This is a genomic window from Nocardia sp. NPDC005825, from assembly GCF_040630175.1.
In the GTDB taxonomy this organism is placed as follows: Bacteria; Actinomycetota; Actinomycetes; order Mycobacteriales; family Mycobacteriaceae; genus Nocardia.
Map to the genome: position 1 here is coordinate 36,781 of NZ_JBEXXC010000022.1, position 14,537 is coordinate 51,317.

At 70.6% G+C, this 14,537-nt stretch carries 15 protein-coding genes; 5 read left to right on the plus strand and 10 right to left on the minus strand.

The genetic code is table 11. From position 1 onward, the window contains the following. Nucleotides 1–61: 61 nt before the first annotated feature. On the plus strand, nt 62–883 hold the full coding sequence (locus ABZ382_RS34230; protein WP_357097805.1) for a sulfurtransferase: 822 nt from the start codon (nt 62–64) through the stop codon (nt 881–883). Nucleotides 884–901: 18 nt separating this feature from the next. Here ABZ382_RS34230 and ABZ382_RS34235 read toward each other — a convergent pair whose 3' ends face one another. Then, nucleotides 902–1,642, minus strand: a complete 741-nt coding sequence (locus ABZ382_RS34235) for a class I SAM-dependent methyltransferase (protein ID WP_357097715.1) — start codon at nt 1,640–1,642, stop codon at nt 902–904. Nucleotides 1,643–1,765: 123 nt separating this feature from the next. Between ABZ382_RS34235 and ABZ382_RS34240 the strand changes: the two genes are divergently transcribed. Further along, nucleotides 1,766–2,332 carry a helix-turn-helix domain-containing protein gene (locus tag ABZ382_RS34240; RefSeq protein ID WP_357097717.1) on the plus strand — a complete coding sequence of 189 codons (567 nt, stop codon included), beginning with the start codon at nt 1,766–1,768 and terminating at the stop codon, nt 2,330–2,332. Here ABZ382_RS34240 and ABZ382_RS34245 read toward each other — a convergent pair. Together ABZ382_RS34245 and ABZ382_RS34250 are read right to left on the minus strand one after the other, a co-directional pair. Continuing rightward, nucleotides 2,273–2,935: an HNH endonuclease family protein gene (locus tag ABZ382_RS34245; protein ID WP_357097808.1), complete on the minus strand. Its 663-nt coding sequence runs from the start codon at nt 2,933–2,935 to the stop codon at nt 2,273–2,275. The genes ABZ382_RS34240 and ABZ382_RS34245 overlap by 60 nt on opposite strands. A 104-nt stretch (nt 2,936–3,039) precedes the next feature. Then, the gene (locus ABZ382_RS34250) at nt 3,040–3,402 is read right to left on the minus strand and encodes a hypothetical protein (RefSeq protein ID WP_357097719.1); all 363 of its coding nucleotides are present in this window, start codon (nt 3,400–3,402) and stop codon (nt 3,040–3,042) included. Between the two features lie 198 nt (nt 3,403–3,600). Between ABZ382_RS34250 and ABZ382_RS34255 the strand changes: the two genes are divergently transcribed. Continuing rightward, nucleotides 3,601–6,435 (plus strand): DEAD/DEAH box helicase, encoded by a 2,835-nt coding sequence (locus ABZ382_RS34255; protein ID WP_357097721.1) that lies wholly within the window; start codon nt 3,601–3,603, stop codon nt 6,433–6,435. After that, nucleotides 6,432–7,199, plus strand: coding sequence for an SWIM zinc finger family protein (locus ABZ382_RS34260; protein ID WP_357097723.1), 768 nt, complete (start codon nt 6,432–6,434; stop codon nt 7,197–7,199). Before ABZ382_RS34255 ends, ABZ382_RS34260 begins: the two co-directional genes overlap by 4 nt. Before the next feature lie 25 nt (nt 7,200–7,224). Here ABZ382_RS34260 and ABZ382_RS34265 read toward each other — a convergent pair whose 3' ends face one another. From ABZ382_RS34265 to ABZ382_RS34280, 4 genes are read right to left on the minus strand one after another with little or no spacing between them, the layout of a single operon-like run. After that, on the minus strand, nt 7,225–8,763 hold the full coding sequence (locus tag ABZ382_RS34265; RefSeq protein WP_357097811.1) for an NAD(P)/FAD-dependent oxidoreductase: 1,539 nt from the start codon (nt 8,761–8,763) through the stop codon (nt 7,225–7,227). Continuing rightward, nucleotides 8,757–9,296, minus strand: a complete 540-nt coding sequence (locus ABZ382_RS34270; protein WP_357097725.1) for a hypothetical protein — start codon at nt 9,294–9,296, stop codon at nt 8,757–8,759. Before ABZ382_RS34270 ends, ABZ382_RS34265 begins: the two co-directional genes overlap by 7 nt. After that, nucleotides 9,293–10,219, minus strand: a complete 927-nt coding sequence (locus ABZ382_RS34275; protein ID WP_357097727.1) for a ferritin-like domain-containing protein — start codon at nt 10,217–10,219, stop codon at nt 9,293–9,295. Before ABZ382_RS34275 ends, ABZ382_RS34270 begins: the two co-directional genes overlap by 4 nt. Nucleotides 10,220–10,241: 22 nt before the next feature. Further along, on the minus strand, nt 10,242–11,078 hold the full coding sequence (locus tag ABZ382_RS34280) for an SDR family NAD(P)-dependent oxidoreductase (protein ID WP_357097729.1): 837 nt from the start codon (nt 11,076–11,078) through the stop codon (nt 10,242–10,244). A gap of 134 nt (nt 11,079–11,212) precedes the next feature. On the opposite strand from ABZ382_RS34280, the gene ABZ382_RS34285 reads away from it, so the two are divergent. Then, nucleotides 11,213–11,851, plus strand: coding sequence for a TetR/AcrR family transcriptional regulator (locus ABZ382_RS34285; protein ID WP_357097814.1), 639 nt, complete (start codon nt 11,213–11,215; stop codon nt 11,849–11,851). Nucleotides 11,852–11,879: 28 nt separating this feature from the next. Here the strand turns inward: ABZ382_RS34285 and ABZ382_RS34290 are convergent, their stop codons facing one another. The 3 genes from ABZ382_RS34290 to ABZ382_RS34300 form a co-directional block, all read right to left on the minus strand. Further along, nucleotides 11,880–12,866, minus strand: a complete 987-nt coding sequence (locus tag ABZ382_RS34290; protein ID WP_357097731.1) for a methyltransferase — start codon at nt 12,864–12,866, stop codon at nt 11,880–11,882. Nucleotides 12,867–12,918: 52 nt separating this feature from the next. Then, a complete protein-coding gene (locus ABZ382_RS34295; protein ID WP_357097733.1) occupies nt 12,919–13,995 on the minus strand; it encodes an amidohydrolase family protein in 1,077 nt (358 codons plus the stop codon). Between the two features lie 146 nt (nt 13,996–14,141). Next, complete coding sequence (locus tag ABZ382_RS34300) at nt 14,142–14,519, minus strand: hypothetical protein (protein WP_357097735.1); 378 nt, start codon at nt 14,517–14,519, stop codon at nt 14,142–14,144. Nucleotides 14,520–14,537: the final 18 nt, after the last annotated feature.

Here is a 14,537-nt window from a genome sequence, read left to right on the forward strand (position 1 = left end):
TGGAGGCGATCGACGTCATGATGCGGTGAATCGGCGAAGAGGAGTTGGCTTGAGTTCGGTGCTGATTTCGGTTGCGGAGCTCGCGGACCTGCTGGGAGCGGGCGGGAGCCGGGTGCGATTGCTGGATGTGCGGTGGGCGCTCGGGGATCCGGACGGGCCGCAGCACTATCTGGACGGGCATATTCCGGGCGCGGTCTTCGTCGATCTGGAAACCGAACTCGCCGATCCGCCGTCGGCCGCGCACGGCCGCCACCCCATGCCGGAATTGCCGCACTTGCAGAAGTGCGCGCGGAGTTGGGGCGTCTCCGACGGCGACACCGTGGTGGTCTACGACGCGACCGGCGGCATGGCCGCCGCGCGCGCCTGGTGGCTGCTGCGCTGGGCCGGGCTGGCCGATGTCCGCATCCTCGACGGCGGGCTGCCTGCCTGGGAGACGGCCGGGGGCAAGGTCGTCGCGGGTGACGAGCCCGATCCGGAACCCGGCACGGTGGTGCTGTCTCCCGGCCACATGCCGACCATCGACGCCGATGGCGCGGCCGGCTGGCCGGGGCTGCTGCTGGATGCCCGCGCGGGCGAGCGCTACCGCGGCGAGACCGAGCCCGTCGATCCCCGCGCGGGCCACATTCCGGGCGCCGTGAGCGCGCCCACCGCCGAGAACCTCACTACCGCCGGGCATTTCCGGCCGCTCGCCGAATTGGCCTCCCGCTTCGCGGGTTTCGGCTCCGGACCGGTCGCGGTGTACTGCGGCTCCGGGGTCACCGCCGCCCACCAGGTGGCGGCGCTGGCCGTGGCCGGGATCGACGCCGCCCTGTACCCGGGTTCGTGGTCGCAGTGGTCCAACGACCCCAAGCGCCCGGCCGCGACCGGCGCGGAACCGGCCTGATCCCCGGGGTTCGACCGTTCACTCGGGTTTGACGGCGGTCAGGATGCCGGTCGCGAAGGGGCCGGTGCGGAATTCGACTGCCGTGAAACCGATCTCGGTCAACGCGGTGCGGTAGCGGCGGACATCGACCGCGGCCAGCGGGTCGCCGGGGCCGTCGTGCGTGTGCCCGTGACCTTCGGCTCCACCGTGACCGTTGTCGCCGTGCCCGTGATCACGGCCGCCGCGATGCGCGGCGAGCCCGGCCATGGCGCGAATCGCCAGTCCGCGCACGCCCGTGGTCGCCGGGTGGGTGTCCGCGAGCAGCAGGCGGCCGCCGGGGCGCAGCACTCGGAAGAAGCCCGCCAGCGCTACGTTCCGATCCGCCTCGGCGATGTGGTGCATGGCGAAGGTGCACGTCGCCACGTCGAAGGATGCGTCGGGATGGGGCAGGGCTTGGGCCGCGCCCAGTTCGAAGACGCAGTTCGCGGCGGCGTGGGCGGTGGCGTACTCGATCATCGGCGCGGACGGATCGACGCCGACCACCCGCCCGTGCGGCCCCGCCTGACGGGCCAGCTCATTGGCCAGCCGTCCCGGACCACAGCCGATGTCGATGGCATGATCGCCGGGCCGGATGCCCGCGGTGGTGGCGAAGTGCCGCGCCAGGCTGCCGCCGCGGCCGAGGAAGAAGACGTCGGTGAGCAGGGTGTAGCCGCGCGGCCAGGTGATCAGGGCTCCGACGGACCGGGTGTCGATATCGGACACTTGCTTGTTCTGGGTCATGCGTTCCATCATCGAAGGATGGGAAATGCCAGGCCAGAAGCAGTTTCCCCGAATGCGTACGTTTCGGGACACTCAACCGGGATCCGTCCCGGAACGGCTCCGGACCCGGTCGACGACCGCCGGGTGCGCCGCACCCGCGCGGCCCTGCACCGGGCGCTCATCGAACTCATGCTGTCCCGCCCGTACGCGCGAATCACGGTGCGGGACATCATCGATCGCGCCGATGTCGGCCGCTCCACCTTCTACGCGCACTACCGGGACAAGGACGATCTGCTGCTGGTCAGCTGTATCGAGTATGTGCGGGCCGAGATTTCGGCGCGGGTGGCCCGCCACCCGGGCCCACCGCCGCCGCTGCTGCCGATCGAGATCCTGTTCCGTCTGATCGACGCCCACCCCGAGGTGTACCGGCCGCTGGTCGGCCCGCGCGCCAACGCCACAGTGCTGCGGTCGATCCGGCAGATGTACGCCGAACTGCTCACCGAGCATCTGGCCCCGCTGCTGGGCACGGACCCCGCCGCGGCGTCCGTCGCGATCACCTTTCTTTCCTGGGGGCTTTACGGATTGCTCGAATCGGTCATGGATCCGGCCCAGGAGCTGACCGCCGAGCAGGCGTACCGGCATTTCGCCGCGCTATGGGCAGCCGCGGGCGACGCCCGCGAGGGCGGCGCGGTCGGCGGCGGTGACGGGTAGCCCGTACCGGCCGGCGGCGGTCAGATACTTGCCCGCGTAGAAGCAGCGATTCGCCCGCGCGGGCGGCAGCCAGTCGCCGGGCGTGCGATCGCCCTTGTCCTGGTTGGTCTTTCCGTCCACCGCCAGCAGGTTGTAGTCGACGTCGTTGGCGAACCGCACCCGCCGCGCGACCGGCCAGCCCGCCGCGCCCAGATCCCATGCGGCCGCCAGCGGATACACATGGTCGATCTGCACGGCCTTGGCCGCCGCCCGCTCGAACGCGATGTGCCGCCCGGTGTACGGATCGTTCAATGCCCCCGCGACCACCACGCAGGCGTCGCCCGGCCGCAGGACCACCTCGGTGAGCTGGCGTGCCAGCACGCTGTTGCGGCTGTCGCACCCGTCGTGCCCGCCCGGGCCGTCGTGATCGTCGGTCCAGGCCGGACCGAACACACACCCCTGCCCGTGGCCGCATCCACGCTGGTAGCCGCCGGGTCGCGGCCGCGTGGGCACGGTGACCACGGCGGTGAGCAGGCGTTCGAGCTGGACGCGGGTAGGGCTGCCCGGCGCGGGGGTCACCTGCCCGACGGTCCCGCACCCCAGGACCGTGAACAGGATGGCCACCGTGCCGAGCAGCGAAGTCGCGCCTCTGAGCCACACGGCATCAGGTGTATCGCTACCGCCCGCTGGAGCGGGCCGTCACTCGAACTTCGCACCCCCGCGGCGGGTTACAGCCAGGCGTGCGCCAGGATGTCGTCGGCCGCCGTTTCCGACAGTTGTGGCGGAAAGCGCGTGGCCGCAATGGAATCCACGTGCGCGCCGTCGTGCCCGATGAGCCACGAGCCGCCCCGGTCCTCGCACTCGGCGATCTTGGCGAAGACGGTGAGCAGGAATGTGATGGAGTCGCGCGGATCCGGGGTGCGGGCGAGTCGCTGCGACTCACCGGGCCTGGACAGATCCAGCCACACCCCGGACTGCCCGTCCAGGCGCATCCCCACGATCTTGCCTGCATCCACGAAGGTGAATTTCCGCCGTTCCCACGAAGTCGTGGGCGTGAAGGCCTGCTCGAGCACTTGGAGCAGAATCGTCATCTTCACGGCCTCCCTACGGTCTCGAAAGTGCCACGGCCCCGGATTGGGTCGCGGTGATGTCGGGTGCGCACACAGGTGTCACCGACCTGCGGTGACCTGCGGATTTATCCAGTATGTGCCGTATCCGATCAGAAATAAAGAGGGACCTGACTCGCGGGTAGCGCGGGCCCTGTCGGAGCGGGCTGCTTGGATGGTCGGATGCTGCACGGACTGTGGACGCCCGGGTCCGGGTTGGTGCTGTGGCACGACCCGGACGGCTTCGTGCTCGCCGACGAGACGGAGAAGCTGCCCGAGCCGCTGCGGTCGGTGGTGCGGGCGGCCAGGTGGCGACACTGGGCCGAGGTCACGCTGGCGGGAGAGTACGGCCAGGAACGGGCCCGGGTGCGCGCGCACGCGCTGGCCCCGGAGGCGGCGACCCGGGTGCTGCTGGGGGAGCTGCCGCCGCACTGGCCGGTGGCGGGGGATCTGCGCTATCTGGGGCATGTGGCGCGGGGGATCGAGCGCTGGGTGCGGGCGGGGCGGATCGTGCCGGAGATCCGGCGCGACGACGGGGAATGGTGGGCGCGGTGGCGGCTGGTGGGCGGGCAGCGGCAGCGGGCCTGGCTGGCCGAGCTGGCCGTGGCCATGCCCTCGGCGCTGAAGGACCACGGCAGACCCGCCGACATCCTGGAGAACCTGGTCGCCGAGCTGACCGATCCCATTGCCCGGAAATGGATTTCCGCACGCGACCCCGAGATCGGCTCCGCGCCGCCGGATTCGGTGCCGCATCCGCTGTTGCGGGCCCTGCTGGACGCGACACCGCTGGAGACCGGCTCGCATCGGGTGGCGGCGGTGCTCGAGGACTGGCGGACCAGCCTCACCGCGGGCGAACCGGATCTGGTGCTGCGACTGCTGGAACCCGACGGCGACGAGCCGGGTGAGCTCTGGCGGCTCGAGGTCTGCCTGCGCGTCGAAGGTGAAGCGCCGCAACCGGTGCTGCTACCCGGCGATCCGGTGCTGACCCGGCTGGCCGGGGAGAAGCTGGCCGCCGCCAAGGAGGTGTATCCGCGCCTGCGGGACCTGCCCGGCGATCCGCGCAGCATGGACCTGTTCCTGCCGACCGAGGTGGTCATGGACCTGGTGGCGCACGGCGCGAACGCGCTGGCCGCCGCCGGGGTGCGCCTCATGCTGCCCCGCGCCTGGCGGGTCGCCGCGCCGACCATGAAGCTGCGGGTGCAGAGCCCGGCGGCCACCGAAACCGCCGTGGGGCTCAAGGGTTTGGTGTCGTTCCGGTGGGAGCTGGCGCTGGGTGACACGGTGCTGACGCCCGCGGAGATGGCGCGACTGGTGGACGCGAAATCGGATCTGGTGCGCCTGCGCGGCGACTGGGTGCAGGCCGACCATCGCATGCTCGCCGCGGCCGCCGACTACGTCTCGGGCCGCACCGACGGCACCGAGACCACCATCGGCGGCCTGTTCGCGGAACTGTCCGCGCATCCGGTGATCGGCGTGCCGCTGGACGAGGTCACCGCGACCGGTTGGGCCGCGGAACTTTTCGACGGTGAACGCGCCACCGAGCCCGTCCCCGACCCGGTCGGCCTGAAGGCCCAGCTACGGCCGTATCAGCAGCGCGGCCTGGCCTGGCTGGCGACCATGAGCCGCCTGGGCTGCGGCGCGATCCTCGCCGACGACATGGGCCTGGGCAAGACGGTGCAGGTGCTGGCCCTGCTGGCGCACGAGCGGGAGACGGCCGCCGCGCCGCCCGGACCCACTCTGCTGGTGTGCCCGATGTCGGTGGTGGGCAACTGGCAGCGGGAGGCCGAACGTTTCGCCCCGGATCTGCGGGTGCTGGTGCACCACGGTCCCGCCCGCCGCGCGGGCGCGGAACTGGATGCGGCGGTGGCGGATTCGGATCTGGTGGTCACCACCTACGCCCTGTTGGCCCGCGATGTGGAGGAGCTGAAGCGGCAGGACTGGCAGCGGGTGGCGCTGGACGAGGCGCAGCACATCAAGAACGCCGGGACCCGTCAGGCGCGGGCGGCCCGGCTGGTCCCGGCGCGACATCGCCTGGCGCTCACCGGAACTCCGGTGGAGAACCGCCTGGAGGAGTTGCGATCGATCCTGGATTTCGCCAACCCGAAACTGCTGGGCAAGGCATCGGAGTTCCACGCCCGGTTCGCGGTCCCGATCGAGCGTGAGCACGACGAGAACGCCGTCACCCGGCTGCGTGCCATCACGTCGCCCTTCGTGCTGCGCCGGGTCAAGACCGATCCGGCGGTGATCTCGGATCTGCCGGAGAAGATCGAGATGACGGTGCGGGCCAACCTGACCGTGGAGCAGGCGGCGCTGTATCAGGCTGTCCTGGACGATATGTCGGCCAAGCTGAAGGCCGCCGAGGGCATGGAACGCAAGGGCGCGGTGCTGGCCGCGCTGACCCGGCTCAAGCAGGTCTGCAACCATCCGGCCCACTATCTGAACGACGGTTCGGCGGTGCTGCGCCGCGGTCAGCACCGGTCCGGGAAGCTGGCGCTGGTCGAGGACATCCTGGAATCGGTGATCGCCGACGGGGAACGCGCGCTGATGTTCACCCAGTTCGCCGAGTTCGGAAAACTGCTGGCCCCCTTCCTGTCCGAGCGTTTCGGGGCCGAGGTCCCGTTCCTGCACGGCGGGGTGAGCAAGCAGGCCCGCGACGCCATGGTGGAGGACTTCCAGGGCGGCGACGGCCCGCCGCTGATGCTGTTGTCGCTCAAGGCCGGCGGCACCGGCCTCAATCTCACCGCCGCCAATCACGTGGTGCACCTGGACCGCTGGTGGAATCCGGCGGTGGAGAACCAGGCCACCGACCGCGCCTTCCGGATCGGCCAGCGCCGGGATGTGCAGGTGCGCAAGCTGGTCTGCGTCGACACCATCGAGGAGCGGGTGGACGACATGCTGAAGGGCAAGAGTCAGCTGGCCGATCTCACCGTCGGCGCCGGCGAGCACTGGATCACCGAACTCGGCGACGAGGAGCTGCGGGAACTGTTCGCGCTGGGAGCGGAGGCGGTCGGCGAATGAACGATGTCATCGACTTCGGCGGGTACGGCAAGCGTCGCCCGGTGCGCGGCGGGGTGCCCGCGCGCAGCCGTCGCGGCGCCGCCTTCGCCCGGACCTGGTGGGGCCGGGCGTTTCTGGACGCTGTCGAGGAGGTCGCGGACGCCGGACGGCTCTCGCGCGGCCGCTCCTACGCCCGCACCGGCCAGGTGATCAACTACCGGCTCGAGGAGGGCATGGTGACCGCGGAGGTGCAGGGCAGTCAGCCCCGCCCCTTCGTCTCCGTGCTGACCATGCGGACCTTCGACCGCCATCACCTGGAGGAGCTGGCGGACGCGGTGCGCGAGTCGCCGGGCATGCTGGGCGAGATCGCGGCGGGCACGCTGCCCCGGGCGCTGGGCCCGCTGCTGCTGCCGACGACGGTGTCCGAACTCGACTTCTCCTGCAGCTGCCCGGATCACAGCTGGCCCTGCAAGCACGCGGCCGCCATCTGCTACGTGGTGGCGGAGCGGCTCGACGAGCATCCGACCGACCTGCTCACCCTGCGCGGGATCCGGCTCGACGACCTCATCGGCGGTCTGCTGCAGAGCGAGACCCTCGACTGCGGCGACCTGTACGGCGAGCACACGGCGCTGCCCACGCTGCCGGACCCCGAATTCCATCCGGCCCCCGACGATCTGGACCCGGTGCTGCTGCGCCAGGCCCTGCGCATGACCGCGGAGGACGAGCAGTCCGTCGCCGCCGGGCTGCGGCAACTGCGCGACCTCTACCGATCGCTCGACCGCTGAGGGCTGCTCGTCGGCCCGCTCCGGGCTAGGCCGTGGCCGTCCGGGTGGCGGGCCGATCATCGGTGCGGCGTCCGCCGGGCGCCGCGAAAGTGTAGTCGTTCAGGTCGAAATGGGCTGCCCGCCAGGCGGCTTCGGGCGTGCTCATGGCCCGCAGCGGGACGTCCCCGTTCTTGTCGAAGTAGTAGGAGTTGGCCAGCGTGCAGCTGTCCTGCCAGAACACCTGGGTGCCGCGCCGCGACATCATCTCCTGGAAGTACCGCTCGTTGGCGGCGGCGGTGACCTCCACCCGGGTGGCGGCCTGGCGGCGGGCCTGGCGGAGCAGCCGCAGGATGTGGGTGGTCTGCATCTCGATCAGCGTGAAGTAGGACGCCCCGTTGTAGCCGTAGGGCCCGATGATGGTGAAGAAGTTCGGGAACCCGGGCACGCTGACGCCCTCGTAGGCCTGCAACCGGTGGGTGTCCCACCAATCCTCCAGTCGCAGTCCGCCACTGCCGTGCAGGTCGAAGGTGGGCATATTGCCCGACTCCATGACCTTGAACCCGGTGGCCATGATCAGCACGTCGACCTGGTGGTGGCGGCCGGTGGTGCGCAGGCCGCTCGCGGTGATCTCGGTGATGGGATCGGTCTCGAGGGTGACGTTCTCGCGGTTGAAGGTCTTCAGATAGTCGTTGGAGAACGACGGCCGCTTGCAGCCCAGCGCGTAGTCGGGGGTGAGTTTCGCGCGAATCTCGGGGTCCCGCACCTGATCCCGCAGGTGCGCGAGCCCGGTGCGCTCGCCGAGCTTCACGATCGGCAGCACCTTGTAGTAGTGCGCCGACAGCGGGAAGGTCAGTTCCACGAACGCCTGGCTGATCCAGCGGGTGAGGAACTGGCCGCCGGGCAGCCGCATGAGTGCGCGGGCCAGCGGCGGCATGGGCGCGTCGGGCCTGGGCAGGCACCAGATCGGGGTGCGCTGGAAGACCACGAGTTCCGACACCAGCGGCGCGATCTCGGGAATGATCTGGATGGCCGAGGCCCCGGTCCCGATGATCCCGACCCGTTTGCCGCGCAGGTCGATGTCGTGATCCCAGCGCGCGGTGTGCATGGTGACGCCCCGGAACCGTTCCGCCCCCGCGATGTCCGGCAGTTTCGGGCGGGTCAGCACCCCGGTCGCGCCGATGAGGAAGCGGCAGGTCAGCTCGTCGCCGTCACTGGTGCGCAGCCGCCACAGATGCAGGTCGTCGTCGAAGTCGGCGCGTTCGATGGTGGCGCCGAACCGGATTCGCGGCCGCAGCCCGTACTTCTGCACGCACCGCTCGGCATAGGCCTTCAGCTCCCGGCCCGGCGCGTACACCCGCGACCACGAGTTCTGCTTCTCGAACGAGTACTGGTAGCTGAACGACGGAATGTCCACGGCGATACCGGGATAGGTGTTCCAGTGCCAGGTCCCGCCCGGCCCGTCGGCCTCGTCGATCATGACGAAGTCGTCGAATCCGGCCTTGCGCAGGGCGATCGCGGTCCCGATCCCCGAGAATCCCGCTCCCACGATGACGATCTGATGATCGACCACGGTCCTTGTCACGATGCGTCCTCCGCGTAGATGATGCAGTCCACCCGATGCTCGACACCGTCCACGGTGCGAATCCCGAGCGGCGCCGGCCGGGCGATGGGCCAGCTGATGAGCGTGCAATGGGGCTGCCGCAGCGCCCGGTAGTAGCGGCTGTGCACCCGCACCCCGGCGGGCTTGTCGGGGGTGAGTTGCCGCCGCTGCCACGAATCCCCGATCTGCACCCGCAGATTCGCGGCGGCCACGCGGCGCAGCACAGCCTGCCCGGGGAGCGCGGCGAGCAGGTCCGCGGGCGCCAGACGCAGCAGCGCGGGCAGGCCGGGCAGCGGCGGGGCGGGCAGGATCCACAGCGGATCGCGCTGGAAGACGGTCACCCGGCGGGCCCGGGCCACGACCGGCGGCACCACCCGGGCCAGGGCCGGGCCGCCGCCGACGACCGCGACGTGCAGCCCGTCGAGTTCGCGCTGATCCCGCCAGTGCGCGCAGTGCAGCGTCGGCCCGGTGTAGGGGGCCCGGGCCCGGCCGGAACCGTCCCGGATCGGCGCGGTCATTTCGCCACCGGCTCGTAGGTCAGGGCCTTGGACCAGGACGGCGTGCGGCGGCGCAGCAGTCGCCCGGGGATGCTGTCGATGGCTTTGTTCAGGGCGTCGTTGAGGCCCTGGATCGGTTGCAGGCGATTGATGGTGGCCATGCCGTGCAGGCGGACCACGTGATAGAGCGGCAGCCGCTTGATGTCGGGGCTGCGTTCGCCGGCCTTCTCGTAGCGGCGCACGGCATTCCAGAGCTTCTCCTCGTCGAGCCCCATGGCCATGATGTTGGTGGACATGCGCGACAGCAGCGGCGTGTACAGCAGCGCCCCCATCAGCAGGTTGGGCCGCAGCGCGAACCCCGCCGTCTCGATGGCGATGCGCCGCATCGGTCCGGCACCGAGCTGCTCGAGCACCTGGAACCCGACGGCCAGGTGGCGGGACTCGTCGCTGTTGATGTGCCGGAACACCTCGTGGCACAGGGGATCCCGGACCTCGTCGAGCAGGAACTTGACCAGCGCGCCGTCGAGCGCGCATTCCAGGGACGGGATGACGGTGCCCAGCACCGGCAGCGACAGGTGGTCGCCGTACCGGTCCAGCCACTGGATGACGAGCTGAATGTTCTTGTTGGGCAGCGGCATCGCGTCGCCGTCGAGCATGCCCCAGCGGCGCATCAACGCCAGTTCGGCATTGGCGTGCTTCTGCTCCTCGGCGTGGAAGTGCCGGTAGATCTCCTTGAGCGGGCCGTCCGGTGCGTGCAGTGTGAGGGCGGCGAAGCCGCGCGCGCCCACGTGCTCGATCCACACCAGATCGGCCATGAAGGTGGTCAGCGCCGGACGTTGCTCCTCGGTGATGAGCTCGGCTCCCGGTGCGTCCCAGTCGATGTCGGCCAGCGCCCACTGCCGGTCCCGGACGACGGTGAGCATGTCGGAATACGCGAACGCCATTGTTCTGCTCCTCGTTGCGTGGCTACCGCACCAGCCGCTCCAGTAATCCGGCGGCGCGGGTGTAGGTTTCGGGCAGCAGTCGCTTGGACTGCCAGATCGCCTTGGCTTCGAGCTGCGGGACCACGTACAGCTGACCGTGGTCGACGGCGTCGAGGGTGGCGCGGGCGATGGCCGCGGGCGGGCGTCCGGTCCAGCGCAGCAGGCGGTCGCCCCACAGCTGCACGGTCTCGTCGCCGATCGAAACGCCCTCCAGGATATTGGTTCTCACCCCGGTCGGGCAGAGCACGGTGACGGTGACGCCGGTGCCGGACAGCTCGGCGGCGAGCGTCTCCGACAGCGCCAGCACCCCGGCCTTGGACACGTTGTAGGCGGCCATGCGCGGCGCGGATCCGAAGGCGGCGGCGGAGGCGACGTTCACGATGGATCCGTGCCCGGCGGCGCGCAGCCGGGGCGCGAAGACGTGGCAGCCGTGGATGACGCCCCACAGGTTCACGTCGAGCACCTGATGCCATTCCCCGGGCGGGGTCTCGCCGATGACGGTGCCGCCGCGGCCGATGCCCGCATTGTTGACCACCAGGTCCGGGCTCTTGCCGAACCATTCCTCGGCGGTGTTCGCGAGCGTGCTGACCTGGTCCAGGCTGCGCACGTCGCAGCCGGTGTCGAAGGCCTTGCCGCCGATGTCGCCGACCAGTTCGGCGGTCTCACGGGCGCGGTCGGGGTCGAGGTCGGAGCAGACGACCCGTCCACCCCGCTTGCCGATCTCGAGGGCGAAGGCGCGGCCGATGCCGCTGCCCGCACCGGTCACCACCGCGTCCGCCTGTCGAGTGCGGTGGGTTCCGCCGAAAGGATTGAGTCGCATGGGAACTCCCGGGAGCGTGCCATCCGGGCAGTCAAGTGGTGGCGTGTGCCACCACTGGCCGCACCTGCCACCAATTAGGCTCCGGATGCGCTATTTTGTCAACTATGGACGTGCCCGCGACGGCGACGACCGACCTGTCCGCGACACCCGCCCGGCGTGGCGGGACCTGGGGTGGCCGCACCCAGGAGCAGCGCCGGGCCGAACGCCGCGAGCGGCTGATCGCGGCGGCCCTGGACATCTGGCTCGAGCACGGCTGGGCCGCGGTCACCATGCGCGGCGTGTGCACCCGCGCGGGCCTCAACGACCGCTACTTCTACGAGCACTTCGCCGACCGGGACGACCTGCTGGGCGCGGTCTGGGACGAGGTCGGATTCCAGGTGCTGAGCGAACTGTCGGCCGTGGTCGCCGACAATCTCGCGCACCCCGCGCTGGGCATCCTGCACCTGGCCATCGCCCGCGCCGTGGAACTGCAATCGGAGGGCCCGGCCCGCATCCTGTTCGGCGATCACTCCGGCAGCCGCGTGCTCGAACAGCGCCGCACCGCCCTGCTCACCGAGGCCACCGACCTGCTCATCGCCACCGCCCGCCCCTACCTGCGCCCGGGTGTCGACGAATCCGATCTGCGCATGGGCGTGCTGATGAGCATCGGCGGCTTCATCGAACTGCTGACCGCCTGGCGGGCCGGGATCATCGAGGCCGACGCCGCCCGCATCGTCGATCACGTGAGCCACGCGGCCGATCTGCTCGGCGCGGAATACCTGGCGCTGCCCTGACCGATGCCCGGCCGGGCCCCGCTCGCCGCTATTTGACCGCCCACACCATCGATTCGGGCCCGGCGAGGTGCTCGGTCTGCGGGTCGTGGAACCCCGCGTCGGCGAGCCAGCCGCGCAGGTCGGCGGCCGTGTAGTCGAAGCCGCCCGGCGTCTCGATCAGCATGTTGAGGCTCATGAGCAGGCCGGGCAGATTGGTCCGGCGATCATCGTCGATGAGGGATTCGTACACCAGGATCGCGCCGCCCTCGGGCAGCGCGCGGTAGGCCTTCTCCAGCAGCATGCGCTTGGTGTCGAGATCCCAGTCGTGCAGGATGTGGCCGAAGACCAGCACATCGGCCTCGGGCAGCTCCTCGGCGAAGAAGTCCCCGGCCCGGAAGCTGCTCCGATCCGCCACCGGGGCAATGTAATCGGTGAAGATCGGCTCGACGGGGGCCAGATCGTAGCCGATGCCGTGCAGGTGCGGATTGGTCTCCAGCACGGTGCGCAGCAGCGCGCCCTGGGCGGTGCCGATATCGGCCACGGTCTTCCAGCGCTGCCACGGGAAGACCTCGGCGATGACGTGCGCGCCGGGCAGCGACAGCCCGGTCATGGCGCGCTGGAAGTCGTAGAGCCGCTCGGGATCCCGGTACAGCTCGCTGAACAGGTCGCGGCCCTCGCGGGCCTCGTTCTGGGGTAGTCCGGTGCGCAGGCCCTCGGTCAGATGGCCCCAGAAGGGGTACAGCCGCGCCGCCGCCATCTCCAGGAAGCCGCCGATGTACTCGCTGCCGCTGCTGTCCAGGTAGGTGGCGGTGTCGGCGGTATTGGCGTACCGGTCGTCGGTGCGGCGCAGCATCTCCATGGCGACGAGCGCGTCGAAGAAGTCCCGGGCGGACCGCGGGTGCAGGCCGAGTTCGCGCCGCAGCTGCTCGGCGGTCAGCTGGCGATGCCCGAGCACCGTGAACACCCCGAGTTCGACGGCGCTGAGCAGGGTCCGGGACTCCCAGAAACCCATTCCGATCCGCAGGATCCGCTCCATGGCGCATCACGATAGCCAGCGCGACGCGCCGCCACGGCCGGACCCGGCAAATTCAGAGCATGTCGATGCCGTAGATCCGTTCGGCATTGCGGCGGAACACCTGCTCGATGGCCTTGTCGTCGGCCCCGTGCTCCGCCAGCGCGGTGGCCACCGCGGTCGCGGCATGGGGGATGCTCGTAATCGGCTTGTCCACCGGGAAATTCGAGCCCCAGATCAGGCGGTCGGCGCCGAAGACGTCGAGCGCGTGCTCCAGCATCGGCGAAATCCGTTCCAGCAGTACCGGAACCGGCGTCGGCTCGCCGCGCCGGGGGACCGGATGCCCGAGAATCGGCATCGCCAGCCCGCTCACCTTCGCCACCACGTTCGGGTGCGCCGCCACCGCCGCGAGGTCGTCGCGCCAGCGCACGAACAGCTCTCGCCGCTCACTCGGATTCCGGCCGGTATGGCGTCCGACCGGCCCGAAAATGCCTGCGGGCGTGCCGAGATGATTGAGCACGATGGTGGTGTCCGGATACCGCTCGGCCAGCGCCGCCACCTCGGGCAACTGGCCCGAGTACACCCAGGCCTCGAACGCCAGCCCGCGGTCGGCCAGCGCGCCGAACCCGTCCAGGAATGCGGGGGAGGTGAGGGTGCCCGGTGTCTTGCGGGTCTTCCGCACGTCCGGGTCCGGGTGGTACTCGACCCGGGAGCGAATGCCCCGGAATCGCGGGGACGCCGCCAGATGCGCGTCCAGCAGTTCGGCGAACTCGGGTGCGACCGGATCGGCCGCGCCCATGATCGCGCCCAGGGCGGGGGTGTCCACGCCCCACGGCAGGCTCGCCACCCACCGGGTCTCGTCGACCGGCCCGAGCGGGCCGTTGCCGACCCACTCCACCTCGATGTGCACGATGGCCTCGACCGGCACGTCGCCCGCGTCGGACTGGTAGTCGCGCGGCAGGTAGGGATGCATGACCGGGGTGGGATCGCCGGCGAACTCGCGATCGCGCCGGGGGGCGAATCGCTTGGCCAGGTCGATCGGCACGGGCACGTACCGCAACAGCTTGGCCAGCGCGCTGAATTCGCGCGGGGTCGTCAGTGGATCCCACTGATGAATGTGCGCGTCCACGACCGTCATTCCCGCGAGATCCATGGGGTGCCTTCCGTCTGGGTCAGCTTGCCCCGGATTGTTTCACGCGCACCCGCTTCGGGCCATGGAATCGGACACCCACACACGACTGTGCCGCGCCCGGCGAGGTGGGCGCGGCACAGCGGGTGAAGCCGGAGGTCAGTCGAACGTCACGGCAGGACCTGCGGGATGGCGTTCGGGTCGAGCAGGCCGACCAGGGCGCCGATGCCGCCACCGATCAGGGCGCCCAGCGCGGATCCGCCGATCGCGCCGGGGATGGAGCCGACGACGGAGCCCAGGGCCGCACCGCCCGCGCTGCCGGTGAGCGCGCCCGCGGCAGCGCCGTTCAGCGCCGGGTCCGGGAACATGGCATTCGGGTTGGTGGTGACCGGATCCAGCTGGATGCCCTCCGAGACCGGCGCGGCCTGAGTCGGGGTGCTGTCCGGCGCGTCGGCGGAGGCCACACCCGCGAACAGGGTGGCCGCCGCGGCGAGCGACACGGTGACGGTGGCGAGCTTGGCGGTGGTTCTCACGGTTGTTCTACGCATGATCGTCTTCCTGTCAGC

What these genes read in the sequence shown, in the direction of transcription:
- ABZ382_RS34280 (WP_357097729.1), bottom strand. Translation starts at nt 11,078, where the DNA reads ATGCGACTCAATCCTTTCGGCGGAACCCACCGCACTCGACAGGCGGAC.
- ABZ382_RS34270 (WP_357097725.1), bottom strand. Translation starts at nt 9,296, where the DNA reads ATGACCGCGCCGATCCGGGACGGTTCCGGCCGGGCCCGGGCCCCCTAC.
- ABZ382_RS34235 (WP_357097715.1), bottom strand. Translation starts at nt 1,642, where the DNA reads ATGACCCAGAACAAGCAAGTGTCCGATATCGACACCCGGTCCGTCGGA.
- ABZ382_RS34300 (WP_357097735.1), bottom strand. Translation starts at nt 14,519, where the DNA reads ATGCGTAGAACAACCGTGAGAACCACCGCCAAGCTCGCCACCGTCACC.
- ABZ382_RS34295 (WP_357097733.1), bottom strand. Translation starts at nt 13,995, where the DNA reads ATGGATCTCGCGGGAATGACGGTCGTGGACGCGCACATTCATCAGTGG.
- ABZ382_RS34250 (WP_357097719.1), bottom strand. Translation starts at nt 3,402, where the DNA reads ATGACGATTCTGCTCCAAGTGCTCGAGCAGGCCTTCACGCCCACGACT.
- ABZ382_RS34275 (WP_357097727.1), bottom strand. Translation starts at nt 10,219, where the DNA reads ATGGCGTTCGCGTATTCCGACATGCTCACCGTCGTCCGGGACCGGCAG.
- ABZ382_RS34255 (WP_357097721.1), top strand. Translation starts at nt 3,601, where the DNA reads ATGCTGCACGGACTGTGGACGCCCGGGTCCGGGTTGGTGCTGTGGCAC.
- ABZ382_RS34260 (WP_357097723.1), top strand. Translation starts at nt 6,432, where the DNA reads ATGAACGATGTCATCGACTTCGGCGGGTACGGCAAGCGTCGCCCGGTG.
- ABZ382_RS34290 (WP_357097731.1), bottom strand. Translation starts at nt 12,866, where the DNA reads ATGGAGCGGATCCTGCGGATCGGAATGGGTTTCTGGGAGTCCCGGACC.